Origin of the sequence: Kitasatospora phosalacinea, from assembly GCF_030268885.1 — a bacterium.
GTDB lineage: Bacteria > Actinomycetota > Actinomycetes > Streptomycetales > Streptomycetaceae > Kitasatospora > Kitasatospora phosalacinea_C.
Genome location: NZ_BSSA01000006.1, coordinates 220,127 through 235,223, shown reverse-complemented (window position 1 = coordinate 235,223; position 15,097 = coordinate 220,127). Strand labels below are relative to the sequence as shown.

13 protein-coding genes and 1 pseudogene are annotated in these 15,097 nt (G+C 75.9%); 12 read left to right on the top strand and 2 right to left on the bottom strand.

What is annotated here, in order from left to right; genetic code table 11:
- The first annotated feature begins 272 nt into the window (after positions 1-272).
- The 6 genes and pseudogenes from QSK52_RS11950 to QSK52_RS39440 all read left to right on the top strand — a co-directional run.
- Positions 273-1,559, top strand: coding sequence for a TadA family conjugal transfer-associated ATPase (locus tag QSK52_RS11950; protein ID WP_285736040.1), 1,287 nt, complete (start codon positions 273-275; stop codon positions 1,557-1,559).
- A 94-nt stretch (positions 1,560-1,653) separates the two neighbouring features.
- On the top strand, positions 1,654-2,742 hold the full coding sequence (locus QSK52_RS11945) for a type II secretion system F family protein (RefSeq protein ID WP_285735946.1): 1,089 nt from the start codon (positions 1,654-1,656) through the stop codon (positions 2,740-2,742).
- A 138-nt stretch (positions 2,743-2,880) separates the two neighbouring features.
- On the top strand, positions 2,881-3,669 hold the full coding sequence (locus tag QSK52_RS11940; RefSeq protein ID WP_285736039.1) for a type II secretion system F family protein: 789 nt from the start codon (positions 2,881-2,883) through the stop codon (positions 3,667-3,669).
- A 140-nt stretch (positions 3,670-3,809) separates the two neighbouring features.
- Complete coding sequence (locus QSK52_RS11935) at positions 3,810-4,058, top strand: DUF4244 domain-containing protein (RefSeq protein WP_285735945.1); 249 nt, start codon at positions 3,810-3,812, stop codon at positions 4,056-4,058.
- A 43-nt stretch (positions 4,059-4,101) separates the two neighbouring features.
- Entirely contained in the window at positions 4,102-4,440 is a 339-nt protein-coding gene (locus QSK52_RS11930; RefSeq protein WP_352230282.1) for a TadE family type IV pilus minor pilin, read from the top strand.
- Positions 4,430-4,792 (top strand): annotated as a pseudogene (locus QSK52_RS39440) (Rv3654c family TadE-like protein); the annotation flags it as partial. The gene QSK52_RS11930 and the pseudogene QSK52_RS39440, both read left to right, overlap by 11 nt.
- Here QSK52_RS39440 and QSK52_RS11920 read toward each other — a convergent pair.
- Both QSK52_RS11920 and QSK52_RS11915 read right to left on the bottom strand, forming a co-directional pair.
- Positions 4,720-4,929 (bottom strand): hypothetical protein, encoded by a 210-nt coding sequence (locus QSK52_RS11920; protein ID WP_285735943.1) that lies wholly within the window; start codon positions 4,927-4,929, stop codon positions 4,720-4,722. The pseudogene QSK52_RS39440 and the gene QSK52_RS11920 overlap by 73 nt on opposite strands.
- A 79-nt stretch (positions 4,930-5,008) precedes the next feature.
- Positions 5,009-7,363, bottom strand: a complete 2,355-nt coding sequence (locus QSK52_RS11915) for a DEAD/DEAH box helicase (RefSeq protein WP_285735942.1) — start codon at positions 7,361-7,363, stop codon at positions 5,009-5,011.
- Positions 7,364-7,585: 222 nt separating this feature from the next.
- Here QSK52_RS11915 and bldG point away from each other — a divergent pair, with 222 nt between their 5' ends.
- The 6 genes from bldG (at position 7,586) to topA (ending at position 15,051) form a co-directional block, all read left to right on the top strand.
- Entirely contained in the window at positions 7,586-7,927 is a 342-nt protein-coding gene (bldG, locus tag QSK52_RS11910; protein ID WP_014136695.1) for an anti-sigma factor antagonist BldG, read from the top strand.
- A gap of 159 nt (positions 7,928-8,086) precedes the next feature.
- Positions 8,087-8,506 carry an ATP-binding protein gene (locus QSK52_RS11905; RefSeq protein ID WP_285735941.1) on the top strand — a complete coding sequence of 140 codons (420 nt, stop codon included), beginning with the start codon at positions 8,087-8,089 and terminating at the stop codon, positions 8,504-8,506.
- Between the two features lie 145 nt (positions 8,507-8,651).
- Positions 8,652-9,347: a small secreted protein gene (locus QSK52_RS11900; RefSeq protein WP_285735940.1), complete on the top strand. Its 696-nt coding sequence runs from the start codon at positions 8,652-8,654 to the stop codon at positions 9,345-9,347.
- A gap of 117 nt (positions 9,348-9,464) precedes the next feature.
- Positions 9,465-10,982 carry a DUF7059 domain-containing protein gene (locus tag QSK52_RS11895; protein ID WP_285736038.1) on the top strand — a complete coding sequence of 506 codons (1,518 nt, stop codon included), beginning with the start codon at positions 9,465-9,467 and terminating at the stop codon, positions 10,980-10,982.
- 305 nt (positions 10,983-11,287) lie between these two features.
- Positions 11,288-11,839 carry a DUF3592 domain-containing protein gene (locus QSK52_RS11890; RefSeq protein WP_285735939.1) on the top strand — a complete coding sequence of 184 codons (552 nt, stop codon included), beginning with the start codon at positions 11,288-11,290 and terminating at the stop codon, positions 11,837-11,839.
- Between the two features lie 335 nt (positions 11,840-12,174).
- The gene (gene topA, locus QSK52_RS11885; protein WP_285735938.1) at positions 12,175-15,051 is read left to right on the top strand and encodes a type I DNA topoisomerase; all 2,877 of its coding nucleotides are present in this window, start codon (positions 12,175-12,177) and stop codon (positions 15,049-15,051) included.
- Positions 15,052-15,097: the final 46 nt, after the last annotated feature.

Below are 15,097 nucleotides of genomic sequence, written 5' to 3'. Positions count from 1 at the left end.
CGGAGGGCCACCAGGGCGAGCAGCGGGTCCTCCGGAGGCCGATCGCCCGAGCCCACCGGCGGATCGCCGTACCGCGTGCCCGGAGCCTCGGCGGCGCCCCGTCAGGGCCCGCGGACGCCGCCCGGCCGGTCGGGGACGGGCCGCCCGTCCCCGAGCCCCGGCAGGCCCCTCCGGTGCGCTACCTGGTGCACCGGCAGTCGCCCGCCGCCCCGGCGGACGACGGGCCGCCGACCGGCCCCGTCACCGGGCCGGGCCCGGAGGAGGCCGCCGAACTGGTGGACGCCGTCCGGATCCGGCTCGCCGAGGCCGGGGCGCCGCCCACCGCCGGTTCGGTCGCCGCCGCCCTGCGCGCCGCCGGGCCCCCGCTCGGCGGGGCCGACGTGCTGTCCGCGGTGCGCAGCCTGCGCGCCGAGATCGTCGGCGCGGGTCCGCTCGACCCGCTGCTGGCCGAGAACGGCGTCACCGACGTCCTGGTCAACGGGCCCGACCGGATCTGGGTCGACCGCGGCAACGGCCTGGAGCGCGTCCACCAGGTGCGCTTCCCGAACGCCGACGCCGTCCGGCGGCTCGCCCACCGGCTGGCCACCGCGGCCGGGCGCCGCCTCGACGACGCCCGCCCCTGGGTCGACGCCAGGCTGCCCGACGGCACCCGGCTGCACGCCGTCCTCCCGCCGATCGCCGCCGACTGCACCCACATCTCGCTGCGGACCAGCCGCAACCGGCCCTTCACCCTCGCCGAACTGGTCACGGCCGGGGCGCTCCCCCCGGCCGGGGCGGACCTGCTCGCCGCCGTCCTGCGGGCCCGGCTCTCGCTGCTGGTCTCCGGCGGCACCGGCACCGGCAAGACCACCCTGCTCGCCGCCCTGCTCGGCCTCGTCCCCGGCAACGAACGCATCGTGCTGGCCGAGGACTCCGCCGAGCTGCGCCCGGACCACCCGCACGTGGTCCGGCTGCAGTCCCGCCCGCCCAACCAGGAGTCGCTGGGCGAACTGACCCTGCGCGACCTCGTCCGGCAGGCGCTGCGGATGCGGCCGGACCGGCTGGTGGTCGGCGAGGTCCGCGGCGCCGAGGTGGTCGACCTGCTGTCGGCCCTGAACACCGGCCACGAGGGCGGCTGCGGCACCGTGCACGCCAACACCGCGGCCGACGTGCCCGCCCGGTTGGAGGCCCTCGGCTCGCTCGCGGGGCTCGACCGGCGCTCCCTGCACAGCCAACTCCGGGCCGGTCTCGACGCGGTCGTCCACCTCGACCGGGACCGCGCCGACGGCCGCCGCCGGGTCACCGGGCTCCACCTGCTGATCGGCGGACCCGACGGCCTGACCTCCACCACCGCCGCCGTCCACTTCGAGCGTGACGGCCGGGTCCGCCCGGGCCCCGGCTGGGCACGGCTGCGGGAGCTGTGCGCCGAACGCGGCGTCGACCTGCCGCCGTGCCCGAGCGGGGCGGTCGGGGTGGTCGGAGCGGTCGAGGTGCCCGCGGAACCCGGGGCGCCCGCGGAACCCGAGGTGCCCGCGGAACCCGAGACGGATGTCACCGAGACCACCGAGGAGACGGCATGACGGCGGGCCGACTGGAGTGCGCCTGGGTGCTCGGGCTGTGCGTGATCGGGGCGGTGGCGTGGTACCTGCTGCGCTCCGCGGTCAGGAGGCCGTGATGGTGGTGGCGGTGACGGCGGGCGTCGAGGCGCCCGCGGGAGCGGTCGGACCGTACGGCGCGGCCTGCGCGGCGACCTTGCTCGGGGTCGCCACCGGGGCGGTCGGCGGACTGCTCGGGGCGGGCTGGCTGATCGGGGTGGGCCGTCGGGCGCGCGGCGGCGGCCGGGCGCGGCGGGTGCTGTCCGGGCAGCGGGGCCGGGCCGAGGCGGGCGGCCGGTTCGGCCGGCCCGACCGGGTGCGGGCGCTGTGGCGGCGTCGGCGTCCGGTCTGGCTGGCGCCGGAACTGCTGCTGCTCCCGCTCGGGGCGGCGGCCGGGCACACCACCTCCTCGGTGCTCCCGCTGCTCGGGGCGGTCGGCGGGATGGTTCCGCTCCGGCGCTGGCGGGCGGGGCGGAGCGCGGCGCGGGCGGCGCGGCGGCGGGCCTCGGCGGTGATCGACCTGTGCGCGGGCCTGGCAGGCGAGTTGCGCAGCGGCGCCACCCCCGGGCAGGCCATGCACGCGGTCCTCAGCCGGGCCGCCCCCGACTGGGGGCACCGCCTCGGCGCCGAACCAGCGGCCCGGCTGGCGGCGGGTCGCTACGGGGCGGACCTGCCCGCGGCGCTCCGCCTGCTGGCCGAACTGCCGGGCGGGGCGGGCGCGGCGGCGATGGCGGCCTGCTGGCAGGTCAGCACCGAGAGCGGCACCGGCCTGGCCGTCGGGCTGGAGCAGGTCGCGGACGCACTGCGGGCCGAGCAGGCCCTGGCCGAGGAGATCGCGGGCGAACTCGCGGGCCCGCGCACCACGATGGCCGTGCTCGCGGCGCTGCCCGCCGTGGGCCTCGGCCTGGGCGCGGCGCTCGGGGCGCACCCCGTCCACGTCCTGCTGCACACGCCCGTGGGCCTGCTCGGCCTGCTGGCCGGGGCCGCGCTGGAGGCGGCCGGGATCGTCTGGACGGCCCGGATCGTCCGGGCCGCCGAGGCCGCCCCGGCCCGTCCCCGGCCGGCCGGACCCGAGGTCGCCCGCTGCGGGATCTCCCGGCGGCGCGATGCGCTTCCGGTCGGTGGCCCGCCGCAGTCGGCGCAGGGGTGGGCGAACCGGTGGGGGTGAGCGGGGCCGCGGAACGGCGAGGGGCGGTGCGGGGGCGTGCCGGCCCAGCTGCGGGGCCGGACCGGACCGGTGCTGGTGCTGGTGCCGGGGGCGACGAGGGACGGGCGAGAGGCGAACGAGGGAGGCGGGGTGAGTGCGATGGCGGTCCTGGTGCCGGCGGCGGTGGCCGGGCTGACCGGGGAGGTGCTGGTGGGGATGCGTCGGCGGGCGGTCCGCCGACGGATCGAGCGGTGCGTTCCGGTAATGTCGGCCTCCGCGGTGCGCGACGGACGGTGCGAGCGGGCCGGGGCGGCCGTACGGCGGTGGCTCGGCCGACTGGCGGGCGACCGGCCGCTGGCGGTGCTGCTCGGCGTGTCGGCCGGGGTGCTGGTCGGTGGCGGGGCGGGCGCGGTGGTGGGGCCGCTGGTCGGCTGGGCGGCCTGGCGGCTGCTGCCCCGGGTGCGGTCGCCGGACGAGCGGTGGCGGGCCGCGGAGCACGACTGGCTGGTCCGTCAGCTCCCGCTGACCGCAGAGCTGCTGGCCGCCTGCCTGGGGTCGAGCAGTTCTCCGGCCGAGGCTGCCGGTGCGGTGGCGGACAGCGTGCCGTCCCCGATGCGGGAGCGCCTCTCCGGAGTCGCCGCCCGGCTCGCCCTCGGTGCCGGGCCGGAGCACTGCTGGGGGCAACTGGCCGACGACTGCCCGCCCCTGGCCCCGCTCGCCCGCTGCCTGGCCCGTACCAGCCTCAGCGGTGCCCCACCGGCCGCGGCCCTGGCGGGACTGGCCCAGTCCCAACGAGCGGCCGCCGCCCGCGCGGCGCACGCAAGGGTCAGACGGGCGGGTGTGCTGGCGACCGCGCCGCTCGGGCTCTGCTTCCTGCCCGCGTTCGTGCTGATCGGCGTGGTGCCGGTGGTCACGGGGCTGACCGCGGCCTTCTCCCAACGCCCGTGAGGCCGTGCCGTCCGCGTGCCGGTCCCGTTCGGGGCCGAGCGGTTCCACGCGGACCACCGGCCCGCACCGATTCCGCCCCGCGCAAGCAAGTTCAAGCCCGTTCGCATTCGTTCACATCCGTTCCCGTGGAAGGGGTCCTCATGAAGAAGCCCGTACGGGCCGCCCGGCCGACCGCCGTGCTGCTCGCCGCCCGCAGGCTCGGCGTTCGGCTCCGGCACCGCTACCGGAGGGCGGCCGGTCAGCCGGACGCCGGGATGAGCACGGCCGAGTACGCGATCGGCACCGTGGCGGCCTGCGCCTTCGCGGCCGCGCTCTACAAGGTGGTGACCAGCAGCGCGGTCTCCGGGGCGCTGACCGAGATGCTCGGACGGGCCCTGCATGCGGTCTGACCGGAGACCCGCGGGTGGCGGCCGGGGCGCGGCGGACAGCGGGATGGTCACGGCCGAGACCGCGGTCGGGCTGCCCGCCCTGGTGCTGCTCGCGGCGATGCTGACCTGGGGCCTGGTGGCGGCCGGTGCCCAGATCCGCTGCGTGGACGCGGCCCGGATCGGGGCCCGGGCCGCCGCCCGCGGCGACACCGACGCGCTGGCCCGGGCCACTGCCGCGGCGCCGCGCGGTGCGAAGGTCGCCATCGACCTGGACGCCACCACCGTCCGGGCCACCGTCGAGGCCCCCTGCCCGGGCCCCGGGCGGCTGGCCGCCCTGCTCTCGGTCCGGCTCACGGCCACGGCGGTGGGCGCCCGGGAGGACGTGCTGGCGGGTGGTGGATGACGTGGACGGCGGTTCGGGACGGACGGGAGGAGGTGGGGCCGTGCGGGGGAGCGGGGCGTCTTCGGGGTCGGCGGACGACCGCGGGTCGGCGACGGTGTGGCTGGTGGCCCTGGGGTCGCTCGGGGTGGTGGTCTTCTCGGCCTGTCTGGCGCTGGGGTCGGTGGTGGCCGCCCGCCACCGTGCCGAGTCGGCGGCCGACCTGGCGGCCCTGGCCGCCGCGGACCGGCTGCTGCTCGACGAGGACGGCGGCTGCGGGAGGGCCGTGGAGTTGACGAGGGCTCAGGAGGGGGTCGAGTTGGTCTCCTGCCGGGTGCTCCCGGAGCAGGACGCGGTGGAGGTGGTGGCCCGGGCGCCGGTCCGCGGCGTCCCGGTGCCGCTCGCCCCGGCCCTGGCCCGCGCCCGGGCGGGACCGATCCGGTCCTGGGCCGGGGAGCCGGGCGGGGCCGGGGAGCCGGGCGGGGCCGGTGAGTTGGGCGGGGCCGCGTTCACCGCCGGGCCCGGCGGGTCCGGTGCCCGTGCCGGGCAGGACGGGCGGGGTGGGCGGGACGGCCCCGGCGGGAACGCCGGGTCAGTTGCTTCCGGCCGGCTCCTCCTCGGGGGCGGGCGGGGTCGGAGCCCCGGCGAGGAGGGTGGTGAGGAGGCGGATCGCGGCGGCCTTGTCGAGCGGTTCGTTGCCGTTGCCGCACTTCGGGGACTGCACGCAGGACGGGCAGCCGCGCTCGCACTCGCAGGCGGCGATGGCGTCCCGGGTCGCGGTCAGCCACTCGACGGCGCGTCGGAAGCCGCGCTCGGCGAAGCCCGCACCGCCGGAGTGGCCGTCGTACACGAAGACCGTGGGCAGTCCGGTGTCGGGGTGCAGCGGGACGGACACGCCGCCGATGTCCCAGCGGTCGCAGGTGGCGAACAGCGGGAGGAGACCGATGGAGGCGTGCTCGGCGGCGTGGGCGGCGCCGGGGAGCTGGTCGAACGGGACGAGCGCGTCGAGGAGTTGGTCCTCGGTGACGGACCACCAGACGGCGCGGGTGCGCAGCGTGCGGGGCGGCAGGTCGAGCTTGCTCTCGCCGAGGACCTCGCCGGTCGAGATCCGCTTGCGGAGGTAGCCGACGACCTGGTTGGTGACCTCCACCGAGCCGAAGCTGAGCCGGGCCTCGCCCCACTCCTCGGTGGTGTCGGTGGACAGGATCGCGATGGAGGTGACGTCCCGGGCGGAGGTGGTGTACGGCGGGTTCGCGGGGGAGACCAGGGCGACCGAGGACTCCAGGTCGAAGTCGCGGACCAGGTAGGTCCGCCCCTGGTGCAGGTGGACGGCGCCGGTGTGCACGGTGGTGTGCGCGGCCTCGGCGTCCACGGTGCCGAGCAGCCGCCCGGTGTCGGCCTCGACGATCTGCACGGGGCTGCCGCCGCTGCCGCGCAGGTCGACGCCGTCGGCGGCGCGTTCGCGGCGGGTCCAGTACCAGGACCCGTCCGAGCGCCGCCGGAGCAGGCCGCGCCGCTCCAGCACCGGCAGCAGCGGTGCGGTGGACGGGCCGAACAGCTCCAGGTCCGCGTCGGTGAGCGGGAGTTCGGCCGCGGCGGCGCACAGGTGCGGGGCGAGCACGTGCGGGTTGTCCGGGTCGAGGACGGTGGCCTCCACCGGGGTGGCGAACAGTGCCTCGGGGTGGTGGACGAGGTAGGTGTCCAGCGGGTCGTCCCGGGCGATCAGCACCGCCAGCGCGCCCTGCCCCTCCCGTCCCGCGCGCCCGGCCTGCTGCCACAGCGAGGCCCGGGTGCCGGGGTAGCCGGCCAGCAGGACGGCGTCCAGGCCGGAGACGTCCACGCCGAGTTCGAGGGCGGAGGTGGAGGCGAGACCGAGCAGCCGACCGGTGTGCAGGTCGCGCTCCAGGGCGCGGCGCTCCTCGGCCAGGTATCCGCCGCGGTACGCGGCGACCCGGGACGCGAGCGGCTGGCCGAGCTGCTCCTGGGCCTGCAGGGCGACCAGTTCGGCGGCCCGCCGGGAGCGGACGAAGGCCACCGTCCGGGTGCCGCCGTGCACCAGGTCGGTGAGCAGGTACCCGGCCTCGGCGGTGGCGCTGCGGCGGACGGGCGCGCCGTGCTCGCCGGTGTTCTCGGTCAGCGGCGGCTCCCAGAGCGCGAACACCATCGGGCCGCGCGGCGAGCAGTCCTCGGTCACGGCGGTGGCGGGCAGGCCGGTGAGCCGTTCGGCGGTGACGGCCGGTTCGGCGGTGGTCGCCGAGGCCAGCAGGAAGGTCGGCTCGGAGCCGTAGCGGGCGCACAGCCGCCGCAGCCGCCGCAGCACCTGGGCGACGTGCGAGCCGAACACGCCGCGGTAGGTGTGGCACTCGTCGACCACGACGTACCGCAGCGCCTTCAGGAAGGAGGACCAGCGCGGGTGGGCCGGGAGTATCCCGCGGTGCAGCATGTCCGGGTTGGTCAGCACGTAGGACGCGTACTGGCGGACCCACTCGCGCTCCTGCGGCGGGGTGTCGCCGTCGTAGAGCGCGACCCGGACGCGGTCGGGGACGAGTTCGGCGGCGCGGCGTCGCTGGTCGGCGGCCAGCGCCTTGGTCGGGGCCAGGTAGAGGGCGGTCGCGCCGCGGCCGTTGCGGGCCTCGGTGCCGGTCAGCAACTCGCTCAGCAGCGGGGCCAGGTAGCCCAGCGACTTGCCCGAGGCGGTGCCGGTGGCGATCACCGTGGTCCGCCCGGCACCGGCCAGGTCCATCGCCTCCGCCTGGTGCGCCCAGGGCAGCACCACGCCGAGCCCGGAGGCCGCGGCGACCACCTCCTGGCGGATTCCTTCCGGCCAGGGTGCATACCGGGCCGCGCGGGCGGGCAGGTGCTCCGTATGGGTGAGGCGATCCGACCTGCCGCGCTCGGTGGAAAGGGTTGCGAGCAGGGCCTCGGGCTGGTGGTGACGGGGCGGCATGAAGACCCAGTGTGTCACCGGCGTGACGGAGAATCGCTGTTAACCATCGTGCGCCCGTGGTCGCAGGTGGTTGAATGAAGCCCGTGACGGCCGCACGGCCGAGGGCCGCAACGCCGAGGCTCCGACCTGCCGGTTCGCCGCGCCCTGGCCCTGCGACCCTGCGGTGGCAGCCGCCGGGTTGAAGATCGCAATGACGTAGCAAGGCAAGGTGCTGGAGGTTCCGTGGACCTGTCCCTGTCGACCCGTACTGTCGGCGATCGCACGGTCGTCGAGGTTGGCGGCGAGATCGATGTGTACACCGCGCCCAAGTTGCGCGAGCAGCTTGTCGAGCTCGTCAACGACGGCAACTACCACCTCGTGGTGGACATGGAGGGCGTCGACTTCCTCGACTCCACCGGCCTCGGCGTGCTGGTCGGCGGCCTGAAGCGGGTGCGTGCGCACGAGGGCTCGCTGCGCCTGGTGTGCAACCAGGAGCGCATCCTCAAGATCTTCCGGATCACCGGCCTGACCAAGGTGTTCCCGATCCACAACTCGGTGGACGAGGCCGTCGCCGCGACCGACTGACGACTCCTCGTCGATCGGTCGTTCCCACCGAACCACTTCGATCGACCGTCGCCGGTCGGCGGGGCCCCGCGCCCTGCCCGGCCGGCGTGGTCGGTGTCCCCGCCCCCGTCGTGCGGGCCGGTGCGTCCGGCGAGCGGGGAGCAACCCCGGAGGGGAGACATGGCAACCGTCGAACTTCGATTCAGCGCGCTTCCCGAGCACGTGCGCACCGCCCGGCTGGTGGCCGCCGCGGTGGCCAGACGGGCCGGTGTGGACGAGTCGGTGCTCGACGAGTTGCGCCTCGCCGTCGGCGAGGCCTGCTCGCGGGCCGTGGCACTGCACCGGCGCAACGGTGTGGACGGCGCGGTCCGGGTGGCGCTCACCGAGCAGGAGAAGCGGTTCCTCATCGAGGTCGCCGACGAGGCCGGTCCGGCGCACGCCGCCGGGGCCGCCGCGAACGGCGGCGACCCGGAGGACGAGGACGCGCTCGGCCTCGCGGTGATCACCGGCCTGGTCGAGGACGTCGAGGTCGGCAACGGCTCCGACGGCGGCGTGATCCGGATGAGCTGGCCGGTCGCCCCGGTCTCCGTCGTGGTCTGAACCCGCTGGACGGTCGGCGTCCCGGCGGCCGGGCCGCCGGGTTCCGCGCTGCCGCGGTGCGGCCTGCCCGGTGGGCGGGGCCGGGCGGCCGTGTAGGTTCGCTGGCGATGCCCGGAGCCGGGCGTCAGTGACCGAAAGGGCCCCGGTGAAGAAGCGACTGGTGACCGTCCCCGCGCTCGGCGCGCTGCTCGCGCTCGCTGCGGTCGGCTGCACGGCCGACGATTCGGCGGCGAAACTCGACGGCTGGGCGAAGAGCGTCTGCGACGCGGCCAAGGACCCGGTCGCGCAGTCCCGGGCAGCCCTCGCGGACACCGCGGACGTCAAGGAGGGCGAGGCCCCCGCCGACCTGCAGAAGCGGCTCTCCACCGACCTGGCCTCGCTCGCCACCACCAACCAGCAGCTGGCCGACGCGGTGCAGAAGGCCGGTGCGCCGAAGATCGACGACGGGGCGAAGGTCCAGCAGGACGCCGTCAACGAGTTGAAGCAGGTCGCCCAGGGCTACCTGGACGCGCAGAAGAAGCTCGACGCGCTGGCCAGCACCGACCAGGCCAAGTTCGCGGACGGGCTGCGCAGCGTCGGCGACCAGGTGCAGCAGCTCTCCCAGGTCTCCACCTCCGCGCTGGCCACCCTGCAGAGCGGCGACCTGGGCAACGCGATGAAGAAGCAGCCCGGCTGCAAGGCCGGTGCCGCGGGGGCGGGCGCGGCCTCCGCCGAGCCGTCCTCCGGTGCGACCGGCACTCCGGCCCCCGGCGACGGTGCCTCCCCGGCGGCCGGTCCGGCCTCCGGCAGCCCTTCCGGGGACGCCGCGCAGTCCGGTTCGCCCTCGCCCGCCAAGAGCTGAGGCTCCGGGGACGGGCCGTCGCCGACGGGCCGGGGCGCCCGTCCGGTGGGGCGGGCGGGGTGCCGGGCGGGGGAGAATGGCGGGGTGACGAACAGCCCCGTTCTTGATTCCGGCCGGATGGCGGAGTTCCGCGAGGCGCTGCTGAGCGCCTCCTTCACCGCCGACGGACTGCTGGACCTGCTCGGCCCGACCGCGTACGCGGCGCTGGCCCGGAGCGAGGCCGTTCCCGCGCTGCGGGCGACCCGCGGCGGTTCGCCGCTGGAGACCCTGGTGCGGCTGTTCCTGCTGCAGCGCCCGGTCCCCCGGGCCGCGGCCGCCGCCGCGCTGCCCGGCGGCGGGCCGGGCGGCGGTCTGCTGGAGGGCCTGCTGGCCGACGGCTGGCTCACGGCCGACGGGGACGACCTGCGCGCCACGGTGGACGTGCGGCCGTACGCCGACGAGGTGGCCGGGCTGCCCAGCGCCGACGCCTGGGTGGTGTCCGACCTGGGCTGCGCGGTCGGCGGTGCGGGCGGGATCGGTTCGGGCCGGACGGCCGCCGGGGTCGAGCGGCGCGACCTGGTGCTCGGGGTCGGCGGGGCGTCCACCACGCTGGCCAACCTGACGGTGCGCCGGCCGGTCCGCGAGGTGCTGGACCTGGGCTCCGGCTCCGGCGTGCAGGCCCTGCACGCGGCCCGGCACGCCCAGCGGGTCACCGCCACCGACCTCAACCCGCGCGCCCTGCACTTCACCCGGCTGACCGCCGCGCTCTCCGGCTTCGACCAGGTGGAGACCGCCGAGGGCAGCCTGTACGAGCCGGTCGGCGACCGGCGCTTCGACCTGATCGTCTCCAACCCGCCGTTCGTGATCTCCCCGGCGGGCCGGTTCACCTACCGGGACGGCGGGATGGCCGGTGACGAGCTGTGCCGCAGCGTGGTCCGCGGCGCGGCCGCCCACCTGGCGCCCGGCGGCTACTGCCAGCTGCTGGCGAACTGGCAGCACGTCAAGGGCGAGGACTGGCACGACCGGCTGGCCGGCTGGGTGGCCGGCACCGGCCTGGACGCCTGGGTGGTGCAGCGCGAGGTGCAGGACGTCGCCCAGTACGCCGAGCTGTGGCTGCGCGACGGCGGCGACCACCGCGGCGGGGAGTACGCCGCGCGCTACGAGGAGTGGCTGGACGGCTTCGAGGCGGCGGGCGTGGAGGGCATCGGCTTCGGCTGGATCACCCTGCGGGCCTCCGGCGCGGCCGAGCCCGTGGTGCGGATCGAGGAGTGGCCGCACCCCGTCGAGCAGCCGCTCGGCCCGCACATCGAGGAGTGGTTCGCCCGGCAGGACTTCCTGCGCGCCCACGACGACGCCGGGCTGCTCGCCGCCCGCTACCTGCTCGCCGACGAGGTGGTCCAGGAGCAGATCGGCGACCCCGGCTCGGAGGACCCGGAGCACGTGGTGCTCCGGCACAACCGGGGCATGCGCCGGGCCACCAAGGTCGACACGGTCGGCGCGGGCTTCGTGGGCGTCTGCGACGGCACCCTCGCCGCCGGGGAGATCGTCGACGCGATCGCCCACCTGCTCGGCGAGGACGCGGCGCAGCTGCGCGAGCGGGTGCCCGAGTCGCTGCGGCTGCTCACCGAGCAGGGCTTCGTCGAACCGGTGCGCTGACCCCGCCTGCCTGCCTGCCTGCCCGACCGTCCGCCGCGCCACGCCGGGCCGGACCGCGCCGGACCGGACCACGTCGGGCCGGGCCGCGCCGGGCCGGGCCGCGCCGCGGTGACGTTGGTCACCGGGCGGGCCGGCGACCCGCGCGCCCCGGGCCCGCCCCGCAGGGCGGCCGGGTCGCCGTCGGCGGCGTGTTCACCTCGTCGTTCCCCGCGCGTGGCCGGGCGTACCCCGGGTGTCCGCCGCCGGTTGTCCACCGGCTGCCAGGGTGCTGTCCACAGGCTGTGGAAGCGCGGGGGAGGACCGGGGTGGAGACGCCGACGACGCTGGTGGGCGGGGCGGTCCTGACGGTCTTCGGGAGCGCGCTGCTGCTGTGGTGCGCCGTGGAACTGCGCCTTCGCCACCACCTGCGTCGGCGTGGCGTGCCCGCCACCGCGCAGGTGGTGGCCGACCCGGACCGGGGCGGCGCGATGGACAGCAGCCCGCTGCTGTCCTACCCGGTGGAGGCGCCCGGCGTCCCGGCCGGCAGCGCCGCGGGCCCCGGCCCCGCCCCCGGCACCGGCACCGGCACCGTCCACGGCGTCGTCCACGAACTGCACCCGGTCGCCGGCCCGGGCGGGCCGGGCGAGTCGTACCGGTTGGTGCTGGCCCGGCCGCGGGGCAGCACCCCGCTGCGGCGGCCGGTCCGGCTGGCGCCGGGCGCGGCCGTCCAGGTCGCCTACGACCCGCAGCGGCCGGAGCGGGTGGTGCTGGCCGCGCACGAGGAACTTCCCTCGCTGCCCGCCGACCTGTTCTGGGCGCTGCTCGCCACGTCCGCGTTGGCCGGGGGCCTGACGCTGCTGGCCGTGGCGCTGCGCTGACGCGTCCGGGTCGGGGCGGCGGAGTGGCCGACCGGTCACGGAGCGCGTTCCTCCGGATCCGGGGAACGGGACGTCCGGCGGGCTCGGGGACGGGTTCCGGCCGTTCGTCGGAGGGCGGTCGGCACCCGGTGGCGGGCCTGGTTGCCGGGGAAAGACATGCCCCGGGGCCTGCCATCGGGTTACCGTTCGAGTGGCGTCGGTCGGCCTTGCCGGTGAAAAAGCAGGTTCCGTCCGTTTGACAAGGGTGGCCGGGGTACGGTCACACTCCGCTGGTGGGGCCGTCGCGCTACGGCAGCCCAGGAGCTTTGGTGAACGACCGGGAGAGAAGAGCGAAGGTGTCCCCGAGCAGCGAGACCGCGCACGGCAAGCGACTCGTCATCGTCGAGTCGCCGGCCAAGGCCAAGACGATCAAGGGCTACCTCGGGCCCGGCTACATCGTCGAGGCCAGTGTCGGTCACATCCGTGACCTGCCGGGTACGGCAGCCGAGGTCCCGGACGAGTACACCGGCGAGGTGCGCCGCCTCGGCGTCGACGTGGACCACGACTTCGCTCCGATCTACGTGGTGAACCCGGACAAGAAGTCCCAGGTCACCAAGTTGAAGTCGTTGCTGAAGGAGTCCGACGAACTCTTCCTCGCCACCGATGAGGACCGCGAGGGCGAGGCCATCGCGTGGCACCTGCAGGAGGTGCTCAAGCCCAAGGTGCCGGTGCACCGGATGGTCTTCCACGAGATCACCAAGGACGCCATCCAGGAGGCCGTGCGCAACCCGCGGCACCTGAACAAGCGCCTGGTCGACGCGCAGGAGACCCGCCGCATCCTGGACCGCCTCTACGGCTACGAGGTCTCCCCGGTGCTGTGGAAGAAGGTCATGCCGAAGCTGTCGGCGGGCCGCGTCCAGTCGGTGGCCACCCGCCTGGTGGTCGAGCGCGAGCGCGAGCGGATCGCCTTCACCTCGGCCTCGTACTGGGACCTGATCGGCACCTTCGGCACCGGCCGCACCTCCGCCGACGCCGCGAACCCGGAGTCCTTCGGGGCCCGCCTGGTCGCGGTCGACGGCAAGCGCGTCGCCACCGGCCGCGACTTCGGTCCGGACGGCCGCCTGAAGAGCGCCGCGACCACCCTGCACCTGGACGAGCAGGCCGCCCGCGCGCTGGCCGCCGGGCTGCAGCAGACCGCGTTCAGCGTCCGCAGCGTCGAGTCCAAGCCGTACCGCCGCTCCCCGTACGCGCCGTTCCGCACCACCACGCTGCAGCAGGAGGCCAGCCGCAAGCTGGGCTTCGGTGCGAAGCGGACCATGCAGGTCGCGCAGAAGCTGTACGAGAACGGCTTCATCACCTACATGCGCACCGACTCGACCACGCTGTCGGAGACCGCGGTCACCGCGGCCCGCACCCAGGTCACCCAGCTCTACGGGGCCGACTACCTGCCGTCCGCGCCGCGCACCTACGCCTCCAAGGTGAAGAACGCGCAGGAGGCGCACGAGGCGATCCGCCCGTCCGGGGACCGCTTCCGCACGCCCGCCGAGACCGGGCTGGGCGGCGACGACTTCCGGCTGTACGAGCTGATCTGGATGCGCACCGTCGCCTCCCAGATGAAGGACGCGGTCGGCCAGTCGGTGACCGTCAGGGTCGGCGGCCGGGCCGCCGACGGGCGGGACGCCGAGTTCTCCGCCTCCGGCAAGATCATCACCTTCCACGGCTTCCTGAAGGCGTACGTCGAGGGCGCGGACGACCCGAACGCCGAGCTGGACGACCGCGAGCGCCGCCTGCCGCAGGTCGCCGAGGGCGACCCGCTGGCCGCCGAGAAGCTCACCCCCGAGGGCCACGCCACCAAGCCGCCGGCCCGCTACACCGAGGCCTCGCTGGTCAAGGAGCTGGAGGACCGGGAGATCGGCCGCCCGTCCACCTACGCCTCGATCATCGACACGATCATCAACCGCAAGTACGTGTTCAAGAAGGGCACCGCCCTGGTGCCGTCCTTCCTGTCCTTCGCGGTGGTCAACCTGCTGGAGAAGCACTTCGGCCGGCTGGTCGACTACGACTTCACCGCGAAGATGGAGGACGACCTCGACCGGATCGCGGCCGGCCAGGCCGAGTCCGTGCCGTGGCTCAAGCGCTTCTACTTCGGCGCGGGCGAGGCGGACGCGGCGGTCGGCGTCGCCGCCGACGCCGGGAACGGCGACGGCGACCACCTCGGCGGCCTGAAGGAACTCGTCACGGACCTGGGCGCGATCGACGCCCGGGAGATCAGCTCCTTCCCGATCGGCGACGGCATCGTGCTCCGGGTCGGCCGCTTCGGCCCGTACGTCGTGCGGCCCACCCCGGAGGGCGAGGCCGAGCAGCGCGCCGACGTGCCCGAGGACCTGCCGCCGGACGAGCTGACCGTCGAGCTCGCCGAGGAGCTGTTCGCCAAGCCCAGCGGCGAGCGCGAGCTCGGCACCGACCCGGTCAGCGGCAACCCGCTGGTCGCCAAGGCCGGCCGGTACGGCCCGTACGTCACCGAGGTGCTGCCCGAGGGCACGCCGAAGACCGGCAAGAACGCCGTCAAGCCGCGCACCGCCTCGCTGTTCAAGTCGATGGACCTGGACACCGTCACGCTGGAGGACGCGCTGAAGCTCCTCTCGCTGCCGCGGGTGGTCGGCACCGACGCCGAGGGCAACGAGATCACCGCGCAGAACGGCCGCTACGGCCCGTACCTCAAGCGCGGCACCGACTCGCGCTCGCTGACCAGCGAGGACCAGCTGCTCTCCATCACCCTGGACGAGGCGCTGGCCATCTACGCCCAGCCCAAGGCGCGCGGGCGGGCCGCCGCCGCGCCGCCGCTCAAGGAGCTCGGCACCGACCCGGTCAGCGAGCGGCCCGTGGTGGTCAAGGACGGCCGGTTCGGCCCGTACGTCACCGACGGGGAGACCAACGCGACGCTCCGCAAGGACGACGAGGTCGAGACCATCACCCCGGAGCGGGCGTACGAGCTGCTCGCCGAGAAGCGCGCCCGCGGGCCGGTGAAGAAGACCGCCAAGAAGGCCCCGGCCAAGAAGGCCACCGCGACCAAGACCGCGGCGAAGAAGGCGACGGCGACCAAGACCGCCGCCAAGAAGACCGTGGCCAAGAAGACCGCGACGGTGAAGAAGACGGCGGCGAAGAAGACCACCGCCAAGGCCGCGGCCGCCCGGGAGACCGGCGCCGCGGACGGCGGTTCCGAGGAGAGCTGACGGACGCTCCGTAACGGGCCTGTTCGAATCCGGGCGGGCCCGTTAA

Excerpts from the sequence above, each read along its gene's own strand:
- QSK52_RS11945 (WP_285735946.1), top strand. The coding sequence starts at position 1,654 with ATGGTGGTGGCGGTGACGGCGGGCGTCGAGGCGCCCGCGGGAGCGGTC.
- QSK52_RS11940 (WP_285736039.1), top strand. The coding sequence starts at position 2,881 with ATGGCGGTCCTGGTGCCGGCGGCGGTGGCCGGGCTGACCGGGGAGGTG.
- QSK52_RS11935 (WP_285735945.1), top strand. The coding sequence starts at position 3,810 with ATGAAGAAGCCCGTACGGGCCGCCCGGCCGACCGCCGTGCTGCTCGCC.
- QSK52_RS11930 (WP_352230282.1), top strand. The coding sequence starts at position 4,102 with ATGGTCACGGCCGAGACCGCGGTCGGGCTGCCCGCCCTGGTGCTGCTC.
- QSK52_RS11915 (WP_285735942.1), bottom strand. The coding sequence starts at position 7,363 with ATGCCGCCCCGTCACCACCAGCCCGAGGCCCTGCTCGCAACCCTTTCC.
- QSK52_RS11905 (WP_285735941.1), top strand. The coding sequence starts at position 8,087 with ATGGCAACCGTCGAACTTCGATTCAGCGCGCTTCCCGAGCACGTGCGC.
- QSK52_RS11895 (WP_285736038.1), top strand. The coding sequence starts at position 9,465 with ATGGCGGAGTTCCGCGAGGCGCTGCTGAGCGCCTCCTTCACCGCCGAC.